Annotated in this window: 19 protein-coding genes; 11 read left to right on the forward strand and 8 right to left on the reverse strand. The window is 61.5% G+C overall.

Features of this window, described 5'->3' with window-relative positions; genetic code table 11:
• Positions 1-251: 251 nt before the first annotated feature.
• The 3 genes from BT204_RS06810 to BT204_RS06820 all read right to left on the reverse strand — a co-directional run bounded on the left by BT204_RS06810 (position 252) and on the right by BT204_RS06820 (position 6,380).
• On the reverse strand, positions 252-3,938 hold the full coding sequence (locus BT204_RS06810) for a translocation/assembly module TamB domain-containing protein (RefSeq protein WP_083544053.1): 3,687 nt from the start codon (positions 3,936-3,938) through the stop codon (positions 252-254).
• Entirely contained in the window at positions 3,938-5,665 is a 1,728-nt protein-coding gene (locus BT204_RS06815) for an autotransporter assembly complex protein TamA (protein ID WP_072446070.1), read from the reverse strand. Before BT204_RS06815 ends, BT204_RS06810 begins: the two co-directional genes overlap by 1 nt.
• Positions 5,666-5,729: 64 nt before the next feature.
• The gene (locus BT204_RS06820; RefSeq protein ID WP_034127911.1) at positions 5,730-6,380 is read right to left on the reverse strand and encodes a GNAT family N-acetyltransferase; all 651 of its coding nucleotides are present in this window, start codon (positions 6,378-6,380) and stop codon (positions 5,730-5,732) included.
• A 168-nt stretch (positions 6,381-6,548) separates the two neighbouring features.
• Here BT204_RS06820 and xthA point away from each other — a divergent pair, with 168 nt between their 5' ends.
• Positions 6,549-7,361, forward strand: coding sequence for an exodeoxyribonuclease III (xthA, locus tag BT204_RS06825; protein WP_057974927.1), 813 nt, complete (start codon positions 6,549-6,551; stop codon positions 7,359-7,361).
• A gap of 194 nt (positions 7,362-7,555) precedes the next feature.
• Positions 7,556-8,887 carry a substrate-binding domain-containing protein gene (locus tag BT204_RS06830; RefSeq protein ID WP_057974928.1) on the forward strand — a complete coding sequence of 444 codons (1,332 nt, stop codon included), beginning with the start codon at positions 7,556-7,558 and terminating at the stop codon, positions 8,885-8,887.
• Positions 8,888-9,021: 134 nt separating this feature from the next.
• Here the strand turns inward: BT204_RS06830 and BT204_RS06835 are convergent, their stop codons facing one another.
• Positions 9,022-10,251 (reverse strand): acyl-CoA dehydrogenase, encoded by a 1,230-nt coding sequence (locus BT204_RS06835; protein ID WP_034127914.1) that lies wholly within the window; start codon positions 10,249-10,251, stop codon positions 9,022-9,024.
• 151 nt (positions 10,252-10,402) lie between these two features.
• Between BT204_RS06835 and BT204_RS06840 the strand changes: the two genes are divergently transcribed.
• The 3 genes from BT204_RS06840 to BT204_RS06850 are packed head-to-tail and all read left to right on the forward strand — an operon-like array spanning position 10,403 to position 12,697.
• On the forward strand, positions 10,403-11,332 hold the full coding sequence (locus BT204_RS06840) for a LysR family transcriptional regulator (protein ID WP_034127915.1): 930 nt from the start codon (positions 10,403-10,405) through the stop codon (positions 11,330-11,332).
• Between the two features lie 53 nt (positions 11,333-11,385).
• On the forward strand, positions 11,386-11,778 hold the full coding sequence (locus tag BT204_RS06845; RefSeq protein ID WP_003192195.1) for a MerR family transcriptional regulator: 393 nt from the start codon (positions 11,386-11,388) through the stop codon (positions 11,776-11,778).
• A gap of 16 nt (positions 11,779-11,794) precedes the next feature.
• Positions 11,795-12,697, forward strand: coding sequence for a hydroxymethylglutaryl-CoA lyase (locus tag BT204_RS06850; protein WP_034127916.1), 903 nt, complete (start codon positions 11,795-11,797; stop codon positions 12,695-12,697).
• A gap of 641 nt (positions 12,698-13,338) precedes the next feature.
• Here BT204_RS06850 and BT204_RS06855 read toward each other — a convergent pair.
• Complete coding sequence (locus BT204_RS06855; RefSeq protein ID WP_072446072.1) at positions 13,339-14,970, reverse strand: AMP-binding protein; 1,632 nt, start codon at positions 14,968-14,970, stop codon at positions 13,339-13,341.
• Positions 14,971-15,120: 150 nt separating this feature from the next.
• On the opposite strand from BT204_RS06855, the gene BT204_RS06860 reads away from it, so the two are divergent.
• The 4 genes from BT204_RS06860 to BT204_RS06875 all read left to right on the forward strand — a co-directional run bounded on the left by BT204_RS06860 (position 15,121) and on the right by BT204_RS06875 (position 20,794).
• Complete coding sequence (locus BT204_RS06860) at positions 15,121-16,284, forward strand: isovaleryl-CoA dehydrogenase (RefSeq protein ID WP_032896578.1); 1,164 nt, start codon at positions 15,121-15,123, stop codon at positions 16,282-16,284.
• 12 nt (positions 16,285-16,296) lie between these two features.
• Entirely contained in the window at positions 16,297-17,904 is a 1,608-nt protein-coding gene (locus BT204_RS06865; RefSeq protein WP_072446074.1) for a carboxyl transferase domain-containing protein, read from the forward strand.
• A 161-nt stretch (positions 17,905-18,065) separates the two neighbouring features.
• On the forward strand, positions 18,066-18,872 hold the full coding sequence (locus tag BT204_RS06870; RefSeq protein ID WP_034127920.1) for a gamma-carboxygeranoyl-CoA hydratase: 807 nt from the start codon (positions 18,066-18,068) through the stop codon (positions 18,870-18,872).
• The gene (locus BT204_RS06875) at positions 18,869-20,794 is read left to right on the forward strand and encodes an acetyl/propionyl/methylcrotonyl-CoA carboxylase subunit alpha (protein WP_057974932.1); all 1,926 of its coding nucleotides are present in this window, start codon (positions 18,869-18,871) and stop codon (positions 20,792-20,794) included. Before BT204_RS06870 ends, BT204_RS06875 begins: the two co-directional genes overlap by 4 nt.
• Here BT204_RS06875 and BT204_RS06880 read toward each other — a convergent pair.
• On the reverse strand, positions 20,791-21,426 hold the full coding sequence (locus BT204_RS06880) for a LexA family protein (RefSeq protein WP_072446076.1): 636 nt from the start codon (positions 21,424-21,426) through the stop codon (positions 20,791-20,793). The genes BT204_RS06875 and BT204_RS06880 overlap by 4 nt on opposite strands.
• 130 nt (positions 21,427-21,556) lie before the next feature.
• Between BT204_RS06880 and BT204_RS06885 the strand changes: the two genes are divergently transcribed.
• Positions 21,557-21,898, forward strand: a complete 342-nt coding sequence (locus BT204_RS06885; protein WP_232458762.1) for a DUF6124 family protein — start codon at positions 21,557-21,559, stop codon at positions 21,896-21,898.
• Positions 21,899-22,362: 464 nt separating this feature from the next.
• Positions 22,363-23,514, forward strand: a complete 1,152-nt coding sequence (locus BT204_RS06890) for a M14 family metallopeptidase (RefSeq protein WP_034127923.1) — start codon at positions 22,363-22,365, stop codon at positions 23,512-23,514.
• A 157-nt stretch (positions 23,515-23,671) separates the two neighbouring features.
• Here BT204_RS06890 and BT204_RS06895 read toward each other — a convergent pair whose 3' ends face one another.
• Both BT204_RS06895 and BT204_RS06900 read right to left on the reverse strand, forming a co-directional pair.
• Positions 23,672-24,211 carry a cytochrome b gene (locus tag BT204_RS06895; protein WP_032896571.1) on the reverse strand — a complete coding sequence of 180 codons (540 nt, stop codon included), beginning with the start codon at positions 24,209-24,211 and terminating at the stop codon, positions 23,672-23,674.
• Positions 24,208-25,290 (reverse strand): catalase family peroxidase, encoded by a 1,083-nt coding sequence (locus BT204_RS06900; RefSeq protein WP_054917334.1) that lies wholly within the window; start codon positions 25,288-25,290, stop codon positions 24,208-24,210. The genes BT204_RS06895 and BT204_RS06900 overlap by 4 nt, the downstream gene beginning before the upstream one ends.
• Between the last annotated feature and the right edge of the window lie 50 nt (positions 25,291-25,340).

Below are 25,340 nucleotides of genomic sequence, written 5' to 3' on the forward strand. Positions count from 1 at the left end.
GCAGTGAATGTGTGACGAGATGTTACTGCTTAGGCAGCGAATGTCAAATGGAATAATTAGGTTGCTTGGTAGTTGAGTAACTTAGAGCCTTGGACAGCAATCAAATCAGCGAGAGTCCAGTTAAGGCTTTTTGTAGGAGCGAGCTTGCTCGCGAAAAAACTCACGGGCACCGCGTGCATTCAGGATGCACGCGTTATCGTTGACGTTTTTCGCGAGCAAGCTCGCTCCTACATTTTTTGATCGGGCAAGGTTTAGAAATCGCGCTTGTAGAAGATATCCAGGGAACTCGCTACGCCCGTGGCCACTTCCAAGTACACCTTCTTGCTCAGCAGGTAGCGCAAGGCAATGGTGTTAGCCGGCTCGAACACCCCTACCCCATAACGCAAGCTGAGCTTCTCGTTGATCTTGCCGCTGGCCACCACCGCCGTACTGTTGCCAGTGCCCTGGGTGTCCAGATCAAAATCCTGGATGCCCAGCTTGTTGGCGATATCTGAAGTCACGCCAGCGCTGCCCATCAAGCCCAGGCCCAGGGCGGCTTCGGCGAGCATGTTGTTGTCTTCGCCGGTGTTGGTGCGCGAACGGCCCAGCACCAGGTACGACAGCGCGTCTTCCTGGGCCATGGCCGGCTCGGAAAAGATCTGCGTGGTGGGTTGTTCGGCGCTGCCGCTCAGGCGGATACCTGCGGTGACCGTGCGGCTGGATTCGGTAACGATGCGCACCGCTTCGATATCCAGGAACGGCTGGTCCAAGGGCCCCGCGAACAACAGGCGTGCGCGGCGCACATTGAGGCGCTGGCCGTAGGCACGGTAGCGGCCGTCGTTGAGCCACAGCTCACCACGGGTGTCCATGTTGTCGCCGATATGCACATGGCCCTGAACCTTGGCGGTGAGGCCGAAGCCGGCGAAGTTGAGCTGGTCCTCACCCACTTCCACGTCGATATCCATGGCCATGGCCATCGGCGCTTTGCCCTCTTCGGTCTGGCTGCCGATGATCACGGTGTCGTCGGACACCTTGACCGTCGAAGGCGGCAGTTCGCGCACGGTGATGTCGCCACGGGGGATGTGGACTTTACCGGCAATCGCCAGTTTGTCGTCCTTGAGGCTGATCTTCAGGTCGGGGGCCACTTCCAGCTTGGCGTAGGGCTCCACGGTGACCGGCAGTTGCGAGCCTTTGAGGCTGAGGTCGACCACCAGGGCACGGCCCCAGTCGATCTGCCCCGTGAGGCTGCCCTGCCCGGCCTTGCCGCTGCGCCAGCCACCGTTGAGCTGCACGCTTTCACCGGCGATCTGCGCCTGCAGGTTCAGGCCCTCGAGGCTGATGGGCAACTCCGGCCCGGAGACTTCACCGTCCACCAGGTTCAGGTTGCCGTTGACCTGCGGCGTGAGCAACCCGCCGGAGATACGGCCATTGCCGTTGAGTTTGCCGTTGAGCGTTTCCACCATCGGCACAAAGGGCCGCGCGACGGCGAGGTCCAGGCCGGTGAGGCTGAACGTGCCAGTGATCGGCTTGTTGTTCGGCAACGGGTTGATCTGCGCCTGCAACAACAACTCGCCGAGCTTGCCGCCACGGAAATTGAGCTGGGTGTCGATGCGCTTGGGGTTGAGGGTGGTTTCCAGTTTCAGGGTGTCGTAGGGGAAATCCAGCCACTGGCCTTTGTCGCGCACGCGCAGGGTGCCGCCACTGGCGTCCACCGCGACCACACCTTTTGGGCCGCTCTGGGGCAGGTCCAGTTGCACATCGGCGTTGAGCCTGCCCTGCCAGGCGAAGTCTTTGGGCAAGAACCCCGCGAGGCTGTCGAGAGGGAATTGCTTGAGGTGGTAACGCAACTTCGGCTCGGGCATCAGGCGCTGGTCTTCACCACACAGGCTGGCGCCGCCGGAGACCCAGCAGTGCGCGCCAAAGGTCAGCTTGCCATCGGCCAGGCGTTCGATCTTCGCCGGGGCTTGCAGCCGCCAGTCTTGGCCACCGGCTTGCACGTCGCCACTGGCCAGGCGCCCGCGCCAGTTGTCTTTGTCAAGGTTGCCGTCCAAGGCCAGGGCCAGTTTGACCAGCGGGCCAGTCAGCGCCAGCTGGACTTTCTGGTTCTTGATATCGCCCTGGGCGCTGGCGGTGAGGTTGCCGACTTGCGTCTCGCCGCTTTGAATGCCGTTGGCCTTGAGGTCGAGCTTGGCGCGCTGGGCGCTATCGAGGTTGGCGTCCAGGTTGAGGCTTTGCAGACGGTTGTCGGCAAAGGCCAGTTGCTGACCCTTGAGGTCAAGCTTGCCTTGAGGGGCTTTCAAGGTGCCGGCCACCTCGACACGCCCGTTGACTTGCCCACGCAGTTGCGGCCAGAGCTGGGCCAGGCGCGCCAGCTTGATGTCGATCTGCCCGGCCAGACGCTGTTGCAGGCTGCCGCTGCCGTTGATGCGGTTGTCGCCCAGGCGGATGTCCAGGTTGGCGAGGGTCCATTGTTCGCCGGCGCCTTCGGCCTTGGCGGCGAGCACGGCGGTTTGGCCGCGCAGGCGACCCTTGAGGTCCAGGTCGGCGTTGAGCTTGAGCTGTTCGTTCTTGAACTCGCCTTTGCTGCGCAGCGGCCCGGCCAGGGTGCCGGGCAACTCTGCGACCCAGTAGGCGGGGTTCAGCGCCGACAGATCCAGGGCGGTGTCCCAGGCAATGCCGTCGGCAAATTGCAGGTTCAGGTGGCCTTCGGCCTTGCCTTGGCCGGCACTCAGTTTCAGCTCAGGCAGGAAGACCTGCTTGAGGTCGCCACTGAAGGGGGTGACCACATTGAACTTGCCCGCCGGGCCGTCGAGGTCAGCCTTGAGATTGCCCAGGTAGTTGCCGTCTTTATAGGAGATTTCACCGTTGAAGGTGCGCAAGGCCACTTGCGGTTCGTCGATGACCGGATAGAGGCGATGCCAGGGGAAGTCCAGCCAGTCGATCTTGGCGTCCGCGCTGAAGCCTTGTTGCCAGTCCAGGTTGGCACTGAGCTTGAGGCTTTGCTTGTCGCCGGCCGCCAGGTCCAGGCCGGCAATCTGTGCGCCCTTGGCGTCAACCTTGCCCTTGAGCAGTAAATCCACCGGGCCGTTTTCGGCCGGTAGCACGGCCTTGCCCAGCAACTGGTAGCCATTGCTCAGGTCGCCTTTAGCGTTCAAGTCCAGTTGGTTGAGTTGCAGGGTATCAGGCAGGTCTGCGCTGGGTTTGAACGATTCGGAGGTGATGTGCATCTGCGCCGGCAGGTTTTCCACCAGGGGTTGCAGCTCGCCAGTGAGCTTGGCGGGCAGGTAGCCGCTGCTGTCGGCGTCGAGCTTGAGGGTCTTGAGCAAGTCGCCGTCGAGCTTGAGAGCAACGCTCCAGGGCGCGCCGCCCGGCGCATAGGGCAAGCTCAGGTTACCGGTGGCATTCAACGGCCAATCGCCGCTGGGTTGCAGCAGACCGGCGAGGTCCAGTACCAGATCGTCGCGCTGCAGATGCACCGAGTCGATCTGCAGGCCGGCGGTAGTCCAGTGCGCCACCAGTTGCAGGCCCTTGAGTTCTTCATTGCCGTTGAACAGCAGGCTGCCAATGCGAACATCGCCCAACTGGAGCGAAACCGGCAGCTTCAGGTCGGGCAGTTGAATCGGCCCGCTGTCGCTCTCTTCGGCACTGGGGGCGAATTCCAGGCTGACCTGTTCCACATCCAGTCGGTTGATGCACAGGGTCATGCGCAGCAGGCAGCCGGGTGACCAGTCAAACGTCGGTGCATTCAGCTCGACGCGGCTGCCATCCTGCTGCCACAGCAAATGATCGGCACTCCACTGCCCGCCCAGGCGCCCCTGGAAATTTTCCACGCTCAAACCTGGCACCTGGGCCAAGGCCCAACGACTGCCCGCCTGGGTGCCAAGCACTGACCACAGCGCCAACAACAGCAAGACGAGGATGGCAACCAACGCCAGCCCCGCTATTTTCAAACCACGCATCACAGCTCAGGCCCCATGGAAAAGTGCAAGCGAACGCCGCCCGGATCTTCGAGGGCATGGGCCAGGTCGAGGCGAATCGGCCCCACCGGCGACACCCAGCGCACGCCGACGCCCACGCCGGTTTTCAGGCTGGGCAAGTCCAGGTTGTTGAAGGAGTTGCCCTGGTCGACAAAGGTCGCGATACGCCATTTATCGGTGATGGAATATTGATACTCAGCGCTCAGGGCCACCATGTAGCGACCACCGATGCGATCGCCGCGATCGTTCTCTGGCGACAGGGTCTGGTACTCGTAGCCGCGCACGCTCTGGTCACCACCGGCGAAGAAGCGCAAGGAAGGAGGCACGGATTTGTAGCCATTGGTGGCACTGCCGCCAAATTGCGCACGGCCCAGGAAGCGGTGGTTGTCCCACAAGGTGGTCAAGCCCTTGACCGTCGCTGTGCCGTAAAGCAAGTTGGTGTCGGACCCAAGGCCCTCTTTGGCGACCTTGGTGTCGAACATCAGGCGGTAGCCATGGTGCGGGTCGATGCGGTTGTCACTGCGCAGGTAGGAATAACTCACGCCAGGCATCAGCAGGTTACTCAGGCCCGAGTCATTGCCCAGGCGATATTCTTCGCGCTGGTACTTGAGGGAGATCACCCGCGTCCAGCCACTGGGCAACTTGCTGTGCCATTCGGGGCCGATGGTGAGCAGCTTGCTCAGGGTGTCAGTGTTAGCGATCTCTTCATTCTGGTAGCCGCCAGCAAAGCGCAATTTGTCAGTGAGCGGCGGGTCGAGCGGGATGTCGTACCACAACCCGACGTTCTGCCGTGGCGCCGACAGTTCAGCTTCCCAGCCATAACTGTGGCCCTGTGGGTTGACCCAATGGCGCGTCCAGTTGGCTTTGCCCCGTGGGCCGACGTCAGTGGAATAACCCAGGCCCAGGCCCATGGTGCGCGGCTTGCGGGTGTCCAGTTGCACCGCCACCGGGATCACATCATCGGTGGCGGCGGTGGGGCTGGCGTCGACGCGCACGCCTTCGAAGAAGCCACTGGCTTGCAGGTTCTGGTTGAGTTCGGCGACCAGTTCGGAGTCATAGGGTGTGCCGGGCCTGAACGGCACCATGCGCTGCAACAGCTCTTCATCAAAGGGCGTGTCGCCGGTGAAGCTGACCTTGCCCATGCTGTAGCGTGGGCCGCTGTCGTAAATGAGTTCGATGTCGGCCACGCCCGCTTGAGGGTCTATGGCAAGTTTCTGGCTGGTGAAGCGCCCGCTGAAAAACCCGTAGCGCGAGGCCTGGTTCTGGATCAGGCGCTTGGCGTCTTCGTAATGGCCGTGATTGAGCACGGCGCCGGGCCTGAGGTCGTCGCTGGCGGGCACGCGAAACGCCTTGAGGCTCGCAGCCTGGCCATCGACCCTTATGGTGACGTCGCGCAAGTGCACCGGTTCGCCGGGGTCGATGGTGAGGGTCAGGCGCGGGTTCTTGCCGCCCTTCACCTCGCTGTTGATTTGTGGCTGATAGTAGCCCAGGGCCTGCGCGGCTTTGCGCGCCTGCTCCTCGGCGCCACGGCTGAACCGCAGCAAGGCTTCTTCATCACGATCGCCCACACCGCCGATGTAGCCTTCGATGTTGGCTTTCAGCGCGTCGTTCGAGGGTTTGATCCGCACGTCCAGTTCGCTTTGCGCCAATGCGCCGCAGCTCGTGAACAGCAGAATCAAGCCGCTGGTAAATCTTCCTGGAAACTTCATAGGCGCGGATGCTACACGAGCGAGAGAGGAACTATGAACCCGGATTCTTCTGAATAATTCTGTCTCAAGCCGTTGCAGGATGTAACGCCTGGGGATTGGGATGGAAAAACACATGCTCGCGCACCGGCCCTACGGCGACTTCGCCGATTTCCTCATAGCCCTGTCGCTTGTAGAAATCCAAATAACGGGAGTTACCGGTGTCGAGCACCACGCCGGATGAATGCGGGTCGTCGGCACACCAATTGTGTACCGCTTCCAGCAACTGCTCACCATGGTGCTTGCCCTGGAACTGCGGGTGAATGCCCAGCAGCGGCAGCACATGCACAGACGTGTTGGGCAGGCACGCCATGACGGCATGATGGTATTCCAGGTAACGCCGCGTACCGCGCACGCCGGTGCTCAGCCACATGCGGATTTGCCAGGCCCAGCTTTCGGTGATGCCCAGGCGCCGCTGGGGCGGTGCAATCAGGGCAATGCCGATCAGCCGGTCGTTGACGAACAGGCCGATGGCCGGGAGTTTCTGGAAAAAATGCTGCTTGACCAGTTCGCGCACAGTGGCACGTACTCGCTGCTCATAGCCCGCCCGCTCGGCTTCGAAGATATAGGCAAAGGTCGGCTCATGGCGATACGCCTGGTACAGCAGGGATCGCGCTTCGCGGGAGTAACCGCTATTGAGCAGGCGGATTTCGGCAGTGGCCGTCGAAGTGTCTGGCATAACAGTCAATCTCCCTGGGCGCCACTCAAACATGGCGTTCTTATGGGTACGAACCTGCACAGCTCCAGTCGTTCCCAGACATTAGCAGCGCATTCATCCGGCCGCCACGCTGGCCCCCATCCGACTTGTCGGCTAGCATCGCCCTTTTGCCAGACTGGACTGCCGACCATGAAAATCGTCTCCTTCAATATCAACGGGCTGCGTGCTCGCCCTCATCAGTTGGCGGCGCTGATTGAAAAGCATCAACCGGACGTGATCGGTTTGCAGGAAACCAAGGTCCACGATGATCAGTTCCCGTTGGCCGAAGTGCAGGCCCTGGGTTATCACGTGTACTACCACGGGCAGAAAGGCCACTACGGCGTGGCCCTGCTTTCGCGCAAAGAAGCGTTGAGCGTGCACAAAGGCTTTGCCAGCGATGAAGAAGACGCCCAGCGCCGGTTTATCTGGGGCACCTTCGCCGACGAAAACGGCCACCCAGTGACCATCATGAACGGCTACTTCCCCCAGGGCGAAAGCCGCGACCACCCAACCAAGTTCCCGGCCAAGCAGCGCTTCTATGAAGACTTGCAGCAATTGCTGGAAAGCCAGTTCAGCAATGACCAGGCGCTGGTGGTGATGGGCGACGTGAACATTTCCCCAGAGGACTGCGACATCGGCATCGGCGCCGACAACGCCAAGCGCTGGCTGAAAACCGGCAAGTGCAGCTTCCTGCCGGAAGAACGCGAGTGGATGGCACGCTTGAAGAACTGGGGCCTGGTGGACAGCTTCCGCCACCTCAACCCGGACGTGACCGACCGCTTCAGCTGGTTCGATTACCGCAGCCGTGGCTTTGAGGACGAGCCCAAGCGCGGGCTGCGCATCGACGTAATCATGGCGTCCACCGGGTTGGTGCCTCGGGTGAAGGACGCGGGGGTGGATTATGATTTGCGTGGGCTGGAGAAACCGTCGGACCATGCGCCGATCTGGTTGGAACTGAGCTGATTGTAGGAGCGAGCTTGCTCGCGAAGAACTTGAGGGCGCCGCGTTTTATTCAGGAAGCCCGCGTTATCGTTGACGTTTTTCGCGAGCAAGCTCGCTCCTACAGGAGATCAGGGGTGCCAGCCCCGTGTCGGTCATATGACTGCAATCCGACTGACTTAATCTCCCGGCACTCCCTTGGCTGAGAAGGTGCCGGCATGATGCTGCGCGTTCTGTTCCTGTGTTTTGCAATCGCACTCCCCGCCGTGGCGGCCCCTCTGTCCATTCCCGACCAAGGCCCGGCCCTGCGCATCCAGGGCTCCAACACCATCGGCGCGGCACTCGGCCCGGCGCTGGTCAAAGGCTTGATGGAGTATCAGGGCTTGCAGGATGTGCGTGCTGAACCGGGTGCCGGGGTGAATGAGCAGCGCGTGGTTGGCAAGACACGCCAAGGCCAGACGGTCACCATCGAGGTGGCGGCCCACGGTTCCAGCACCGGCTTTGCGGCGCTGAAAAACAACCGCGCCGACCTCGCCGCAGCGTCCCGCCCGATCAAAGACAGCGAGTTGGTGGACCTCGATATCCTGGGGGACTTGAAAACCCCAGGCGCCGAGCATGTGATCGCCATTGATGGCCTGGCAATCATCGTCAACCCGCGCAACCCGCTCAATAGCCTCAACACCGAGCAATTGGCGCAAATCTTCAACGGCGAGGTCAGCACCTGGGAGGCACTGGGAGGTACAGGCGGGACCATTCATTTATATGCCCGGGATGATCAATCCGGCACCTTCGACACTTTCCGGGAACTGGTGCTGAGCCGCCGCGGCCAACCGCTCGCGCCGTTGGCCAAGCGCTTTGAATCCAGCGAACAGCTTTCCGATGCGGTGAGCCAGGACCCCCAGGGCATCGGTTTTATCGGCCTGCCCTCTGTGCGCCAGGCCAAGGCGGTGGCGATTGTCGACGGCGACTCGCAACCGATGTTGCCGCTGACCAGCCTGATCGCCACCGAGGATTACCCGCTGTCACGTCGGCTGTTCTTCTACTTGCCGCCCTCTTCCCGCAACCCATGGGCCAAGGCGATGGTGGAGTTTTCCCAAGGCAGCAAGGGCCAGGCGATTGTGGCTGCCAATGGCTTCATCGCCCAGCAGGTGCAAGCGATCGGTGTGGCGCCGCGCCCGTCGATGCCCGACGATTACCAGGCCATCGCCCGAGACGCTCAGCGCCTGACGGTGAATTTTCGCTTCGACGAGGGCAGCGCCAGCCTCGACAATAAGGCGCGCCAGGATGTGCAGCGGGTGGTCGCCTATATCAGAAGCCACGGCAAGCTGAATAAACAGGTGACGCTGGTGGGGTTTGGCGACACCAAGAATGATCCGCAACGTGCGGCGCTGCTATCGAAGTTGCGGGCGATGGCAGTGCGCCGAGAGCTGGTCAAGAGCGGCGTGGTGCTCAAGGATATTCGCGGGTTTGGCGCGCAGATGCCGGTGGCGGCCAATACTGCGGATGAAGGCCGGATCAAGAATCGGCGAGTGGAGGTTTGGGTGTACTGAAGATCGTTGAAGATCGTTCCCACGCTCCGCGTGGGAATGCCGCTCTGGACGCTCCGCGTCCGCTCTTGAGAGGGTGACGCAGAGCGTCACGGGAGGCGTTCCCACGCAGAGCGTGGGAACGATCATCATCAGTGTTACTGCCCGCCGCGCATCAATTCCCGAGGCACATATTTGCCAATCTCGAACTTGCCAATCGCCGCACGGTGCACTTCGTCCGGGCCGTCGGCCAGGCGCAGGGTGCGTTGCATGGCGTACATATAGGCCAGCGGGAAGTCGTTGGACACCCCGGCACCGCCGTGCATCTGGATCGCGCGGTCGATGACTTTCAAGGCCACATTCGGTGCCACCACCTTGATCTGGGCGATTTCGCTTTTCGCCACTTTGTTACCCACGGTGTCCATCATGTACGCCGCTTTCAAGGTCAGCAGGCGGGCCATGTCAATTTCCATGCGTGAGTCGGCGATCTTGTCGATATTGCCGCCCAACCGCGCCAAAGGCTTGCCGAAGGCAGTGCGGCTGACCGAGCGTTTGCACATCAACTCCAATGCGCGTTCGGCCATGCCGACCGAACGCATGCAGTGGTGAATGCGGCCAGGGCCAAGGCGGCCCTGGGCGATCTCGAAGCCACGGCCTTCGCCCAGCAACACGTTTTCATAAGGCACACGCACATTGTCGAACAGCACTTCGGCATGGCCGTGGGGCGCATCGTCGTAGCCGAATACCGGCAGCGGCCGCAGGATTTTCACGCCTGGGGTATCGACCGGCACCAGGATCATCGAGTGCTGCTGGTGACGCGGCGCATCGGGGTTGCTCAGGCCCATGAAGATCAGGATCTTGCAGCGCGGGTCGCAGGCGCCGGAGGTCCACCACTTCTTGCCGTTGATCACCCACTCGTCGCCCTGGCGTTCGGCGCGGGCGGCCATGTTGGTGGCGTCCGAGGACGCCACATCCGGTTCGGTCATGGCAAAGGCGGAACGAATCTCGCCGCGCAGCAAGGGTTCGAGCCAGCGCTGTTTCTGTTCTTCGTTGGCGTAGCGCACCAGCACTTCCATATTGCCGGTGTCGGGAGCGGAGCAGTTGAATGGCTCCGGGCCGAGCAACGAGCGGCCCATGATTTCCGCCAAGGGTGCGTATTCAAGGTTGGTCAGGCCAGCGCCCAGTTCGGATTCCGGCAGAAACAGGTTCCACAAGCCCTCGGCCTTCGCCTTGGCCTTGAGTTCTTCCATGATCGCCGTGGGCTGCCAGCGATCACCTTCGCTGACTTGGCGTTCGAACACCGGTTCGGCCGGGTAGACATAAGCGTCCATGAACGCAGTGACGCGTTCACGCAGTTCCTGAACCTTGGGCGAATAGGCGAAATCCATGAGCAGCTCCCTTCTTTGAGAGGTTGTTTAGGTCATGCATTCGATGCTAGAACAGCGCTGATAATTTACCTAGCCTATTCTCGCCGTGTATTAACATTCATCACCGATATATGATCGGTGTATGAGCACCTCACAATAAGAGCGCAACGAAATGAATCTGAGCAAGGTCGACCTCAACCTCTTTATTGTCTTCGACGCGATTTACACCGAAGCCAACCTGACCCGCGCCGGCCAGATCGTGGGTATCACCCAGCCGGCGGTGTCCAACGCCCTGGCGCGGTTGCGCGAGACCTTCAACGACCCGCTGTTCGTGCGTACCGCCCAAGGCATGGTGCCCACGCCCATGGCGCAGAACATCATCGGCCCGGTGCGCAATGCGTTGTCGTTGCTGCGCGTGTCCGTGCAGGAAAGCCGCATCTTCAACCCGCAGCAGGCGGCCAAGACCTACCGTATCAGCATGACCGACCTGACCGAGGCCGTGATCCTGCCGCTGCTGTTCCAGCGCCTGCGTCGCCTGGCGCCTACCGTGATGATCGAGAGTTTCCTGTCCAAACGTCGCGAAACCACCAAGGAACTGGCCGCCGGGCGCCTGGATTTTGCCGTGGATGCGCCGCTCAATACCGACCCGCAGGTGCGTCACGTCAAGCTGATGGAAGACCGCTACGTGTGCGCCATGCGCAAGGGCCACCCGATGGCGGGCAAGGATAAATTCACCCTGGATGATTACCTGTCGCTGACCCATATCCATATCTCCAGCCGCCGCAACGGTTTGGGCTATGTGGACCTGGCCTTGGGCAAGATGGGCATTCAACGCAAGATCGCCCTGCGTTCCCAGCACTACCTGATGGCCTATCAGGTGTTGCAACAGACCGACATGGTGATGACCGTGCCCGAGCGTTTCGCCCGTCGTCATGAACTGCACTGGTTCCAACTGCCAGTCAACAGCGTGCCGCCGCTGGAAACCCATTTGTACTGGCACGAAAGCACCGATCAGGACCCGGCGAACCGCTGGATGCGTGAACAGATGATCGAGTTGTGCCAGCAGGTGACGGCCCAGGAAAAGAAAGCCCAGCAGCCTTGACGTTTACGTCAACCTGCAATTAGCTTAGCGCCAAGACTTCCTTGAGCACCGCCATGAGCACCACCTACAGCATCTCCGACCTCGCCCGCGAGCTCGACATCACCACCCGCGCCATTCGTTTCTATGAAGAACAAGGCCTGCTGGCCCCCGAACGTCGGGGCCAGGAGCGCATTTACTCGGCGCGGGACAAGGTCAGCCTCAAGCTGATCCTGCGTGGCAAGCGCATCGGCTTCTCCCTGGCCGAATGCCGCGAACTGATCGAACTCTACGACCCCACCGGCGGCAACCAGATCCAACTCAACAGCATGCTGGCCAAGATCGCCGAACGCCGTGAACAGTTGGAACAGCAACTGCTGGATATCGAACAGATGAAGCTGGAACTGGACACCGCTGAAGAGCGTTGCACCCAGGCCCTGGCGCAGACCATCAGCCAAGCCGGCCATTGACCAGAAGGTAACTGCCATGTCCCTCCCCTCCCACGTACGCCTGGTTGAAGTCGGCCCGCGCGACGGTTTGCAGAACGAAGCCCAGCCCATCAGCGTGGCGGATAAAGTCCGATTGGTAGACGCCTTGAGCGCCGCTGGCTTGAGCTATATCGAAGTCGGTAGTTTTGTCTCGCCCAAATGGGTGCCGCAAATGGCAGGTTCAGCCGAAGTGTTTGCGCAGATCCAGCGCAAGCCCGGCGTGACCTATGGCGCACTGGCACCGAACCTGCGCGGGTTCGAGGATGCGCTGGCGGCCGGGGTCAAGGAAGTCGCGGTGTTCGCGGCGGCGTCCGAGGCGTTCTCCCAGCGCAATATCAATTGTTCCATCAGCGAGAGCCTGGAGCGCTTCGCACCGATCATGGCCGCCGCCAAGCAGCACGGCGTCAGCGTGCGCGGCTATGTGTCCTGTGTACTGGGTTGCCCCTATGAAGGCGATATCGCCCCGGAGCAAGTGGCGGCCGTCGCCCGCGAGCTGTATGCCATGGGCTGCTATGAAGTGTCCTTGGGCGACACGATCGGTACCGGCACGGCGGGCGCTACCCGGCGCCTGTTCGAAGTGGTCGGCGCGCAAGTGCCACGGGACAAGCTGGCCGGGCACTTCCACGACACCTACGGGCAGGCCATCGCCAACATCTATGCCAGCCTGCTGGAGGGCATCACGGTGTTCGACAGCTCTATCGCAGGCCTGGGCGGCTGCCCCTACGCCAAGGGCGCCAGCGGTAACGTCGCCACCGAGGATGTGCTGTACCTGCTCAACGGCCTGGGTATCGACACGGGTATCGACCTGGAACGCTTGATTGGCGCCGGCCAGCAGATCAGCCAGGTGCTGGGACGGCCTACGGGTTCCCGCGTGGCGAAGGTGCGTAACGCAGGTGAGTAGCACAGCTGTGACAATGTGTTACCGCACACCGGCATAACGGGTAACGCGGGAACAAAATCCGCCGCACCGACTGAAAGAAAATATTGACCAAAAATACAACTAATTGATTTTAAAGACTTTTAAAAAGTTGGCACGCCTTCTGCTATCTCTATGGCATAACAAGAATAAAAAGCGCCAAACCTAATAAAAATAAGACGAAACGACTCTGACATAACAAAAACAACACGGCAGAGACGCAGCTAACAGATTTTTTTGGAGAAGATGTGCTTCCCAGGGTACGGCATGCCGCAACCCGCAACCGGATAGAGAAAAATAAAACTACCTCAGGTAGCTACCCACTGGTTGGATCGTTTACGAAGAAGCAGGTCAGCGTTCAAAAAAATACGTTTGCTCTTGACCCCGGATGGGGGTCGCCAAAAAAGCGGTACGGGCCACGGCTACCAAAAACAACAACAGGCCGCCCCTCAATAATAAGAAAAGAGCACGCAACGACAAATTAAAGGGGACCTTCGGGTCCCCTTTGTGCTTTCTGGGTTTAACTATTTTGGTGGCGCAGCAGGTTCGCGGGGTATCAGGTAGATGTGGGCCGGCAGTCAGGCCGCCATCGCAGGCAAGCCAGCTCCCACAGGGGGTTGACGTTGTCAGCGCGCTTGCAGCTCCTGGATGGAAATCTCGCGCATGCGAAACTTCTGGATCTTGCCCGTGACTGTCATCGGAAACTCATCCACGAATTTGAAATGCCTGGGCGTCTTGAAATGGGCGATGCGGTCCTTGCACCAGCTCAACAACTCCAGCTCGTTGGCCACTTGACCGGGATGAAACTTGATCCAGGCAACAATCTCTTCGCCATAACGTTCATCCGGGATGCCAACGATCTGCACGTCCGCCACGGCCGGATGAGTAAAGAAAAACTCTTCCAGCTCCCGCGGGTAAACGTTCTCGCCACCGCGAATGATCATGTCCTTGTTACGCCCGGCGATGCACACGTAACCCTGCTCATCCATGGTCGCCAGGTCGCCGGTGTGCATCCAGCCGGCATCGTCGATGGCCTCACGGGTGCCTTCAGGGTTGTTCCAGTAACCCAGCATCACGCTGTAGCCCCGGGTGCACAGTTCACCGATCACGCCACGGGCCACGGTGTTACCGGCCTCGTCGACAATCTTGGTTTCCAGTTGCGGTTGGGTGCGGCCCACCGTGGTGACACGCCGTTCGATATCGTCATCTGCGCCGGTCTGCAGCGACACCGGGCTGGTTTCAGTCATGCCATAGGCAATCTGCACCTCTGCCATGTGCAGCTCATGGATGACCCGACGCATCACCTCGATCGGGCATGTCGCCCCGGCCATGATCCCGGTGCGCAGGCTGGACACCTCGAACTCGGCCCGGCGTGGGTGATCGAGCAGCGCGATAAACATGGTCGGCACGCCATATAAGCCGGTGGCTTGTTCTTCGGCGACGGCGCTCAGCGTCAGCAACGGGTCGAAGCCGTCATTGGGGTAGATCATGGTGGTGCCGTGAGTGATACAACCGAGGTTGCCCATGACCATGCCGAAGCAGTGGTACAGCGGCACTGGGATCACCAGGCGGTCCCCTGCCGTCAGGCCCAGGCTTTCACCGACCATGTAACCGTTATTGAGGATGTTGTGGTGACTGAGGGTGGCGCCCTTGGGGAAGCCGGTGGTGCCGGAGGTGTACTGGATATTCACGGGTTGATCGAAATGCAGGCTGGCCTGGCGGCTGTGCAGGTGCTCGGGCGGCACGCCTGCGCCAAGCGCCGCCAACTGCGACCAGGGCATGAATGCCGGCGGCGGGCTGGGGTCTAGGCTGATGAGGCCGCGCAGCTCGGGTTTCAACGCCTGGAGCATGGCGTGGTAATCGGAGCTTTTGAACGAACCGGCGCATACCAGCCATTGGCAGCCGGATTGTTTGAGCACGTAGTCCAACTCGCTGCTGCGATAGGCCGGGTTGATATTGACCAGGATCACCCCGAGCTTGGCGCTCGCCACCTGGCAGATCAGCCACTCGGCACAGTTAGGCGCCCAGATACCCAGGCGGTCGCCGGTTTGCATGCCTAGGGCGATGAATGCGCGGGCGTGCAGCTCAACTGTCTCGGCCAGCTGCCGCCAGGTGTAGCGCTGCTGCTGGTGACGCACCACCAAGGCTTCGCCATCTGGATGCTGAGCGACGGTGCGATCGAATGCCTGGCCAATGGTCATGGCCAGCAAGGCCTTGTCCTGGGAGCCACGGCTGTAACTCTGGTTCGGTTGATCCATAACGACCCCTGTTATCTTTTTTGTAGGTTGACGTATACGTAAACTACGATTGACAGCGCCGCAACGCAAGCTTACGTTAACGTAAAGGTGAGCGCCCTCCTCCCGCGCCCTGCCCACACAACAACAAAGCTCACATTAAGGTGCCTGTCCATGAGTTACCCGTCCCTGAACTTCGCCCTCGGCGAGACCATCGACATGCTGCGCGACCAGGTGCAGTCCTTCGTGGCCAAGGAGATCGCACCGCGCGCGGCCCAGATCGACATCGACAACCTGTTCCCCGCCGACCTGTGGCGCAAGTTCGGCGACATGGGCCTGCTGGGCATCACCGTGCCCGAGGAATACGGCGGTGCCGGCCTCGGTTACCTGGCCCATGTGGTGAGCATGGAAGAAATCAGCCGTGGCTCGGCCTCGGTTGCGTTGTCCTACGGGGCGCACTCCAACCTGTGCGTCAACCAGATCAACCGCAACGGGAACCACGCACAAAAACTCAAGTACCTGCCCAAGCTGATCAGCGGCGAGCACATCGGCGCCCTGGCCATGAGCGAGCCGAATGCCGGTTCCGACGTGGTGTCGATGAAACTGCGCGCCGACAAGCGCGGCGACCATTACGTACTCAATGGCAGCAAGACCTGGATCACCAACGGCCCGGACGCCAACACCTATGTGATCTACGCCAAGACCGACCTGGAAAAAGGCCCCCACGGCATCACCGCTTTCATCGTCGAGCGCGACTGGAAAGGCTTCAGCCGCAGCAACAAATTCGACAAACTGGGCATGCGCGGCTCCAACACCTGCGAGCTGTTTTTCGACGACGTCGAGGTACCCGAAGAAAACATCCTCGGCGTGCTCAATGGCGGCGTGAAAGTGTTGATGAGCGGCCTGGACTACGAGCGCGTGGTGCTTTCCGGTGGCCCTACCGGGATCATGCAGGCATGCATGGACTTGATCGTGCCCTACATCCACGACCGCAAGCAGTTCGGCCAGAGCATCGGCGAATTCCAGTTGATCCAGGGCAAGGTCGCCGATATGTACACCCAGCTCAACGCCAGCCGCGCTTACCTCTACGCGGTGGCGCAGGCGTGTGAACGCGGCGAGACCACGCGCAAGGACGCTGCGGGCGTGATCCTCTACAGCGCCGAGCGCGCCACGCAAATGGCCCTGGATGCAATCCAGATTCTGGGCGGCAATGGCTATATCAATGAATTCCCCGCCGGGCGCCTGCTGCGTGACGCCAAGCTCTACGAAATTGGTGCGGGCACCAGTGAGATTCGGCGGATGTTGATCGGTCGCGAACTGTTCAACGAAACCCGCTGAAGGAGCACGCCCATGGCCACCTTGCACACCCAGCTCAACCCGCGCTCGGCGGAATTCGCCGCCAACCACGCGGCGATGCTTGAACAGGTCGACGCCCTGCACAGCCTGCTCGCCCACGTCCATCAAGGTGGCGGCGCCAAGGCCCAGGAACGCCACACGTCACGCGGCAAGCTGTTGCCCCGCGAGCGTATCAACCGTCTGCTCGATCCGGGTTCGCCGTTTCTCGAGCTGAGCCAACTGGCCGCCCACCAGGTGTATGGCGAAGACGTCCCGGCTGCCGGGGTGATTGCCGGCATCGGCCGGGTGGAAGGCGTCGAATGCATGATTGTGGCCAACGATGCCACGGTCAAAGGCGGCTCCTATTACCCGCTGACCGTTAAAAAACACCTGCGCGCCCAGACCATCGCCGAGCAGAACCGCCTGCCGTGTATCTACCTGGTGGACTCCGGCGGCGCCAACCTGCCGCGCCAGGACGAGGTGTTCCCCGACCGTGAGCATTTCGGGCGGATCTTCTTCAACCAGGCCAATATGAGCGCCCAGGGCATTCCCCAGATTGCCGTGGTGATGGGCTCGTGCACCGCCGGCGGCGCCTACGTGCCGGCCATGGCCGACGAAGCGATCATGGTGCGCCAGCAAGCCACCATCTTCCTCGCCGGCCCGCCGTTGGTGAAGGCCGCCACCGGTGAAGTGGTGAGCGCCGAAGACTTGGGCGGTGCCGATGTGCACTGCAAGGTCTCGGGCGTGGCCGACCACTATGCCGACAGCGATGAGCACGCCCTGGCGCTGGCGCGGCGCAGCGTGGCCAACCTCAATTGGCGCAAGCAGGGTGAGCTGCTGCAACGCTCGCCGGTGGCGCCGCTGTACAGCAGCGAAGAGTTGTACGGCGTGATCCCGGCGGATGCCAAGCAACCCTTTGATGTGCGCGAAGTCATCGCACGGCTGGTGGACGGCTCGGTGTTCGATGAGTTCAAGGCCCTGTTCGGCACGACCCTGGTGTGCGGCTTTGCGCACTTGCATGGCTACCCGATAGCGATCCTGGCCAACAACGGCATCCTCTTCGCCGAAGCCGCGCAAAAAGGCGCGCACTTTATCGAACTGGCCTGCCAGCGCGGGATTCCGCTGCTGTTCCTGCAAAACATCACCGGCTTCATGGTCGGCCAGAAGTACGAAGCCGGCGGCATTGCCAAGCACGGCGCCAAGCTGGTCACCGCCGTGGCGTGCGCCAAGGTGCCGAAATTCACCGTGATCATCGGTGGCAGCTTTGGTGCGGGTAACTATGGGATGTGTGGCCGCGCTTACGACCCGCGCTTTTTGTGGATGTGGCCCAACGCACGCATTGGCGTGATGGGGGCCGAACAGGCCGCCGGGGTGTTGGCGCAGGTCAAGCGCGAACAGGCTGAGCGCGCCGGCAACGGTTTCAGTGCCGAGGAGGAAGCCGCGATCAAGCAGCCGATCCTCGACCAGTATGAAACCCAGGGCCATCCCTACTACTCCAGCGCGCGCTTGTGGGATGACGGCGTGATCGACCCGCTGCAGACCCGTGACGTGCTGGCCCTGGCCTTGTCCGCCGCACTGAACGCCCCCATCGAGCCGAGCCGCTTCGGCGTGTTCCGCATGTAACCTGTAGGAGCGCGCCTGTTGTGGCGAGGGAGCTTGCTCCCGCTGACTGCGCAGCAGTCCCGGCTTTTTTGGGGGCGCTGCGCACCCCAGCGCAAGCAAACTTGCTCGCCACAACAAGCTCGCTCCTACAGGAGGCCTCTCATTATCATGGAGCTCCTTGCATGAGCGACTTCAACACCCTCGAACTGATCACCGACCGCCGTGGCTTTGCCACGCTGTGGCTCAGCCGCGAAGCCAAGAACAACGCGTTCAACGCCGAGATGATCCGCGAGCTGATCCTGGCCCTTGACCGCGTACAAGGCGACCCGTCCCTGCGCTTCCTGGTACTGCGCGGGCGTGGCAAGCACTTCAGCGCCGGTGCCGACCTGGCCTGGATGCAGCAATCGGCCGAGCTGGACTACCACACCAACCTGGACGACGCCCGGGAACTGGCAGAGCTGATGTACAACCTGTCCAAACTGAAAATCCCCACGCTGGCGGTGGTGCAAGGTGCGGCCTACGGGGGCGCGCTGGGCCTGATCAGTTGCTGTGACATGGCCATCGGTGCCGACGACGCGCAGTTCTGCCTGTCGGAAGTGCGTATCGGCCTGGCGCCGGCGGTGATCAGCCCGTTCGTGGTGCAGGCCATCGGCGAACGCGCTGCCCGTCGTTATGCACTCACAGCCGAGCGGTTCGGCGGCCAACGCGCACGGGAGATCGGCTTGCTGGCGGAAAGTTATCCTGCCGAGAGCCTGGATCAACAGGTGGACCAGTGGGTCACCAACCTGCTGCAAAACAGCCCGGCGGCCATGCGTGCCAGTAAGGATTTGCTGCGCGAAGTGGGCAACGGTGCCCTCACCCCCGCGCTGCGCCGCTATTGCGAAAACGCCATTGCGCGCATCCGGGTGAGCGCCGAGGGCCAGGAAGGTTTGCGTGCATTTCTGCAAAAACGTGCGCCAAGTTGGCAAACCCAGGAGCCGCGTTCATGAGCACACTCAACACCGTTCTGGTGGCCAACCGTGGCGAAATCGCCTGCCGGGTCATGCGTACCGCCAAGGCCATGGGGTTGACCACCGTGGCTGTGCACAGCGCCATCGACCGCGATGCCCGCCATAGCCGTGAAGCCGATATCCGCGTCGACCTGGGCGGCAGCAAGGCCACCGATAGTTACCTGCAAATCGACAAGCTGATTGCCGCCGCCCACGCCAGCGGCGCCCAGGCGATTCACCCCGGCTACGGCTTCCTCTCGGAAAACGCCGGCTTCGCCCGGGCCATCGAGGCGGCAGGCTTGATCTTCCTCGGCCCGCCCGCCTCGGCAATCGACGCCATGGGCAGCAAATCCGCGGCCAAGGCCTTGATGGAAACGGCTGGCGTACCCCTTGTGCCGGGTTATCACGGCGAGGCCCAGGACCTGGAGACCTTCCGCGCCGCCTGTGAGCGTATCGGCTACCCGGTGCTGCTCAAGGCCACGGCGGGTGGCGGTGGCAAGGGCATGAAAGTGGTCGAGGACGTCAGCCAACTGGCCGAAGCCCTGGCTTCCGCCCAGCGTGAGGCGCTGTCGTCGTTCGGCAACGGGCAGATGCTGGTGGAGAAATACCTGCTCAAGCCGCGGCATGTCGAGATCCAAGTGTTTGCCGACCAGCAGGGTCATTGCTTGTACCTCAATGAACGCGACTGCTCGATCCAGCGTCGTCATCAAAAGGTCGTGGAAGAAGCCCCGGCACCCGGCTTGAGTGTCGAGCAGCGCCGGGCCATGGGCGAAGCGGCCGTGCGCGCTGCCCAGGCCATCGGGTATGTCGGCGCAGGTACGGTGGAGTTTTTGCTGGATGCCCGTGGCGAGTTTTTCTTCATGGAGATGAACACGCGGCTGCAGGTGGAGCATCCGGTGACCGAAGCGATTACCGGCCTCGACCTGGTGGCCTGGCAGATCCGGGTTGCCCAGGGCGAGGCGCTGCCGATCACGCAAGAGCAGGTCGCGTTGAACGGTCATGCAATTGAAGTGCGGCTGTATGCCGAAGACCCGGCCAATGACTTTCTGCCGGCCACCGGGCACCTGGCGCTGTACCGCGAGTCCAGCCCGGGCCCTGGACGCCGGGTGGATAGCGGCGTCGAGCAAGGCGACAGCGTGTCGCCCTTCTACGACCCGATGCTCGGCAAGTTGATTGCCTGGGGTGAAGACCGCGAACAGGCGCGCCTGCGCTTATTAAGCATGCTGGATGAGTTTGCGGTCGGCGGGCTCAAGACCAACCTGGGCTTTTTGCGGCGCATCATCGGGCACCCTGCGTTTGCCGCGGCCGAGTTGGATACCGGGTTTATCCCGCGCTATCAGGGTGAGCTGTTGCCGACGCCAGGAGCCTTGAGCGATGAGTTCTGGCAAGCGGCGGGCTCGGCGTTTATGCAGAGCTTGCCGGTGGGTGACGGGCCTTGGGCAAGTCACCAGGGCTTTCGCGCGGGCCTGCCTGCCGAGGTGTCGCTGCACCTGAGCTGCAATGGGCAGGATCGGTTGGTGACACTGACCGGGCAACCGTCTCAGTTATGCGGCGAACAGTTGCTGACTGAACATCAGGGCGTGCGCCGTGCTCATCTGGCGGTGCGCAGTGAAGGCAGCCTGTACCTGCGTTGGGACGGCGAGATGCATGCCGTCAGCCTGTTCGACCCGATTGCGGCGGTCGAGGCCAATCAATCCCATCAGGGCGGCCTCACCGCCCCCATGAACGGCAGCATCGTGCGGGTGCTCGTGGAGGTGGGCCAAACCGTTGAGGCTGGTACTCAACTGGTGGTGCTCGAAGCCATGAAGATGGAACACAGCATCCGTGCGCCCCACGCCGGGGTGGTCAAGGCGCTGTTCTGCCAGGAAGGTGAAATGGTAGCCGAAGGCAGCGCGCTGGTGGAGCTGGAAACGGCCGACTAGAACTTCGCCGTGGCTTGCACCACCACACCCAGGAGGCGGCAGCCGTCGGTGAGCAGCACCTTGGGGTAAGTGGGGTTGAGCGGCACCAGGTAGTGCTGGCCGCTTTCTTCCTGCAATTGGCGAAAGGTGGCCTGGGGGTTACCGGCCCATTGGGCCACCACCAGCCTGCCGGGCTCGGGTGCGATGGCCGGGTCAACCAGGATCATCATGCCAGCCGCAATACTCATACCCGTGGGGGCGGTCATGGCGTCTCCCGTCACCGGCAACCAGAATGCCTCGCCTCGGGCGTGGTAATCGGTCAATTCGTAGCGCTCGGTTCTATAAGGCGCACGCTCCTCACGCAGCTCGCAGGCCTGCTTCCAGTCGCTGACCGGGTAGCGGAAATACGGATTGTAGTGGGGGTCCAGTTCCGGCACTTGCGCGGCCCGTTCACGAATCTCCAGCGCCACCTCCAAATACCCCAACCCCAGTTCGGCGAGCACACGGTTCATGTCCGCCAGGCTCGGCACACGGCGTTTATTGAGCCAATGGCCGACGCCGCCCTGGGACATGCCCAGGCGCCGCGCCAGTTCATCCTGCGTGACCTTGCGGTCTTTCATGTTGGCCTTGACCAACGCTATCCAGTTATCCATGGCGCATCACAATACGGCGCCCGTTTTTGCGGGCAATAAACAGTTTGTAGTAATCCATAAAACGACAGGAATACGATACGTACTATCATCAAGCCCAAGGATTTCGACACCCACCGGAGTATTGCCGCTTATGACGACCCGCACGCACCCAACGCCCGAACTGACTGAAGTAAACGACATGTGCAACAGTGGCGCGGCCCAGCGCGCACTGGACTACTACTTGAAAGAAAATCGGTCGACGCCGGATTCGGACGGGGCCATGTTCGCGATCAAACCCGAAGTCAGCCAGGAGGAGGCCCTGATACACGCCTCGGACCTGTTGCGCAGTGCAGCGGCAACCGCCTACGAGTCGGCGTGCAGCCATCAGGGCAACCAGCGCGACCTGGCGTTTTCGGTGGTGTATTTGATCGATATGGCGAAGGCGATGGTGGAGCGGTCGTTGCAAGCACCAGGAGCGGCGGCAAACGCTTAGTAGGTATGAAAGAAAAATATTTCTATCCCACGGATAAAAACATTTGACTTGCAAATGATAATGATTATTATTGGGCTCAGCTGATCGCGAGATCAGTCGATAGACCAAGAGACCTTAGGTCGGACTCTTGGAATATCTCCTCATCAGGCTAATCACGGTTTTTGACCCGGCTCTTTGGCCGGGTCTTTTTTTTGCCAGTTTTCCTGGCATGGCTTCAGGCTAATGAAGACTGTGTGTTGCTTGATGGCGCGCATGGTAGCAAAAGACTATCGCCCAAAGAAAGTCGTCCGAGTGCTCTAGCGCGTATCTCTGCGAATTAGCGCTTGAGAATCAATCTCATAGACTCTAAGCTGCGGCGGCGTCACGGATGACGCCCCCTCCCCTGCAACAATTTTTGCATCCTGGTTTTACCGAACGCCTGTGTAAGATAGCCGCCACATCACTCATATTCAGGCAACCAGACTATGACCGTGGCCTTGACCTCCATCAAGATCAGCACCGACTTCGACAGCGGCAATATCCAGGTCCTGGATGCCAGCGACGCTTATCAGTTGTTGCTGGCAATCAAACCCGATACCCGCAGCGATCACTACCAATGGTTCCACTTCAAGGCCGAAGGCATGCACGTGGGACACACCCATACCTTTCGCTTGAGCAACGCAGGGCGCTCGTCCTACAAGCATGCCTGGAGCGGCTACAACGCCGTGGCGTCCTACGACCATATCAACTGGTTCCGGGTACCGACGCGCTTTGATGGCGAGATCCTGCACATCAACCTCCAGACCCGGGAAAAGCACGCCTGGTTTGCCTACTTCGAGCCCTACAGCCGTGAGCGCCATGACTGGCTGATCGAGCAAGCCCTGAAGTACGCCGGGGTCACCCTGCTGGCCACCGGCAAGAGCGCTGAAGGCCGCGATATTCAACTGCTGCGCCGAGGCAAAGGAATCGAGGGCCGGCGCAAGGTGTGGATCATCGCCCAGCAGCACCCCGGGGAACACATGGCCGAATGGTTTATGGAGGGCGTGATTGAGCGCCTGCAAAAGGACGGCGACGACGAACTGAAAAAACTGCTGGCCGTCGCCGATCTGTACCTGGTACCGAACATGAACCCGGATGGCGCCTTCCACGGCCACCTGCGCACCAACGCCATGGGCCAGGACCTGAACCGCGCTTGGCAGAGCGCCAGCCACGAACTCAGCCCCGAAGTCCTGTTCGTCCAGCAACAGATGGAAAAGTACGGCGTGGATATGTTCCTCGACATCCACGGCGATGAAGAAATCCCCTACGTGTTCACCGCCGGCTGCGAAGGCAACCCTGGCTACACCCCGCGTATCGAAGCCCTGGAAAAACACTTCCGCAGCCATTTGAGCCACCTGACACGAGACTTCCAGACCACCCACGGCTACACCCGCGACCTGCCCGGCCAAGCCAACATGACCCTGGCCTGCAACGCGGTAGGAGAAAAATACGACTGCCTGTCCCTGACCCTGGAAATGCCCTTCAAGGACAACGACGACGCGCCCAACCTGCGAACTGGCTGGTCAGGCGATCGTTCAAAACAGTTGGGCAAGGACGTGTTGAGCAGCGTCGCTGATATCGTTGGGCGTTTGCGCTAACCCCCGAGGCGAGCTCTTTGTGGCGAGCGAGCTTGCTCGCGCTGGGCCGCATAGCGGCCCCATGAAAATCACTGCCGGATCACCTGACACACCGAGCAGGCTGTTTTGGGGCTGCTTCGCAGCCCAGCGCGAGCAAGCTCGCTCGCCACAAGAGCGGTCAATCCTTGCTGCCGGTCATGCTTTGCAAGACACCATCGCGGCGGATCAAACCGTGGAACAACGCGGCCGCCAGATGCACCAGCACGGTGAGAAACAGCAGATAGGCCAGGTAGCCGTGGGCCTTGCGCAACAGCGCGAACAACGGCGCATTCGCCCCCACCAGTGCGGGCAGTTGCAGGTTACTGCTGAGCATCACCGGGTCGCCAGCCGCTGAAATCATCGCCCAACCCAGCAGCGGCAACACCAGCATCAACGCGTACAACAGCACATGGGAAGCCTTGGCTGCGAGCCTTTGCCACACCGGTAAATCCGCTGGCAACGGCGGTTGGCGCGTCGAGAAACGCACCGCCAGGCGCACGATCACCAGCGCCAGAATCGCAATGCCCAGCGGCTTGTGCAGGTGGATCAGCCACTCATGGCGCTCCGACACCGACGCCGCCAGACCCGCGCCGATAAACAGCATGGCGATGATCATCAACGCCATCAGCCAGTGCAGCACGCGCGCCAGGGGCGCAAAGAACCGTGGTTGAGCATTCATGGCTTCGACTCCTGAGGGGCGCTGTGCAACGGGCTGACTTCCCCGGCGCGGCGCAGGTACGAACTGGCATACGCGGCCGAACGGGCGGCCAGCAAGGGGTCGTTGGAGGCTTGGATACCACTGGGCAGAATCAGCGGGTCAAAGTTGATATCGCGGCAATCACCGTCTGCCTGGGGCTGGCTGCTTTGCAGCACCAACGTGCCGGCGTTGAGGACCTTGTGCGCGCCGGTCCAGGTCTTGCTTGCGTCGTCCAGCGGGTCGCCGGGGTTGGCCAGGGTCATGTTCAACTGCCAACGCAATGGCCCGGCGGCCAGGCGTCGCACCAAGTCCTGCTCGAGGAAGTCACTGCCAGCAGGTGCGGTATCACCCGCCGCGTCCTGGCTCTGGGGCACCACCTCCCAACGCACGGCCTGGCGCGTACCATCGGCAGCCACCAGGTAAAACGCGTTGATGCCGTTATAGGTTTCAGTCGCATAACTGGCCGATGGCTTGGCGGTCTTGACCCAGGCCAGGAATGGCGCTGTCTCGGGGTGTGCGGCAAAAAACGCCGGCATGCTTGACGGGTTCGGCTTGCCGGTGGCCGGATCTGGCGCGCCGGCCTTGAGCAACTGGTAAAACGCCTCGGGCGTGCCCACTGGGAACACCGGCATGCTGTTCATCCCCGTCCGCCATTGCTGGCCGTTGGCCTGGCTGAACTGCACGGCGAAACTGCGAATCGGCACACTGCTGTCCGGCGCGTACGGGTTGCCGCTGGGCAAGGCAAAGCGGCCGATGATCGGAGTCTTGGCCTCGCTGAACACCTGGGCGTTGGAATAGGCACGGGCCTCGGTACTGCTCTCGAAATAACCCGCCACGCATACGCCCTTGGCATGGTTACGGCGAAAGCCCGGATGCACGCCGTTATTGGTTTCCAGGGCATTGACCAAGGTTTTTGGCCGCAGGCGTTGTGGGTCGAGCGTGCCATTGACGTAGGCAAATGCCCCGGCAACAACCGCAACCACGGCACCGATGCCGGCAAGTCGTGCGATCAGGCTCGCAGTGCTCAATGGAGGACGGGGGGGTGATGAGTGATCTACCATGCAGGAACTCCAGGGCCAGAGGCCTCAGGCTGAAACATAAGGTCGGAGCA

The organism is Pseudomonas sp. NFPP02 (genome assembly GCF_900119355.1).
GTDB lineage: Bacteria > Pseudomonadota > Gammaproteobacteria > Pseudomonadales > Pseudomonadaceae > Aquipseudomonas > Aquipseudomonas paracarnis.

Excerpts from the sequence above, each read along its gene's own strand:
- BT204_RS06810 (WP_083544053.1), bottom strand. The coding sequence starts at position 3,938 with ATGCGTGGTTTGAAAATAGCGGGGCTGGCGTTGGTTGCCATCCTCGTC.
- BT204_RS06815 (WP_072446070.1), bottom strand. The coding sequence starts at position 5,665 with ATGAAGTTTCCAGGAAGATTTACCAGCGGCTTGATTCTGCTGTTCACG.
- BT204_RS06820 (WP_034127911.1), bottom strand. The coding sequence starts at position 6,380 with ATGCCAGACACTTCGACGGCCACTGCCGAAATCCGCCTGCTCAATAGC.
- xthA (WP_057974927.1), top strand. The coding sequence starts at position 6,549 with ATGAAAATCGTCTCCTTCAATATCAACGGGCTGCGTGCTCGCCCTCAT.
- BT204_RS06830 (WP_057974928.1), top strand. The coding sequence starts at position 7,556 with ATGATGCTGCGCGTTCTGTTCCTGTGTTTTGCAATCGCACTCCCCGCC.
- BT204_RS06835 (WP_034127914.1), bottom strand. The coding sequence starts at position 10,251 with ATGGATTTCGCCTATTCGCCCAAGGTTCAGGAACTGCGTGAACGCGTC.
- BT204_RS06840 (WP_034127915.1), top strand. The coding sequence starts at position 10,403 with ATGAATCTGAGCAAGGTCGACCTCAACCTCTTTATTGTCTTCGACGCG.
- BT204_RS06845 (WP_003192195.1), top strand. The coding sequence starts at position 11,386 with ATGAGCACCACCTACAGCATCTCCGACCTCGCCCGCGAGCTCGACATC.
- BT204_RS06850 (WP_034127916.1), top strand. The coding sequence starts at position 11,795 with ATGTCCCTCCCCTCCCACGTACGCCTGGTTGAAGTCGGCCCGCGCGAC.
- BT204_RS06855 (WP_072446072.1), bottom strand. The coding sequence starts at position 14,970 with ATGGATCAACCGAACCAGAGTTACAGCCGTGGCTCCCAGGACAAGGCC.
- BT204_RS06860 (WP_032896578.1), top strand. The coding sequence starts at position 15,121 with ATGAGTTACCCGTCCCTGAACTTCGCCCTCGGCGAGACCATCGACATG.
- BT204_RS06865 (WP_072446074.1), top strand. The coding sequence starts at position 16,297 with ATGGCCACCTTGCACACCCAGCTCAACCCGCGCTCGGCGGAATTCGCC.
- BT204_RS06870 (WP_034127920.1), top strand. The coding sequence starts at position 18,066 with ATGAGCGACTTCAACACCCTCGAACTGATCACCGACCGCCGTGGCTTT.
- BT204_RS06875 (WP_057974932.1), top strand. The coding sequence starts at position 18,869 with ATGAGCACACTCAACACCGTTCTGGTGGCCAACCGTGGCGAAATCGCC.
- BT204_RS06880 (WP_072446076.1), bottom strand. The coding sequence starts at position 21,426 with ATGGATAACTGGATAGCGTTGGTCAAGGCCAACATGAAAGACCGCAAG.
- BT204_RS06885 (WP_232458762.1), top strand. The coding sequence starts at position 21,557 with ATGACGACCCGCACGCACCCAACGCCCGAACTGACTGAAGTAAACGAC.
- BT204_RS06890 (WP_034127923.1), top strand. The coding sequence starts at position 22,363 with ATGACCGTGGCCTTGACCTCCATCAAGATCAGCACCGACTTCGACAGC.
- BT204_RS06895 (WP_032896571.1), bottom strand. The coding sequence starts at position 24,211 with ATGAATGCTCAACCACGGTTCTTTGCGCCCCTGGCGCGCGTGCTGCAC.
- BT204_RS06900 (WP_054917334.1), bottom strand. The coding sequence starts at position 25,290 with ATGGTAGATCACTCATCACCCCCCCGTCCTCCATTGAGCACTGCGAGC.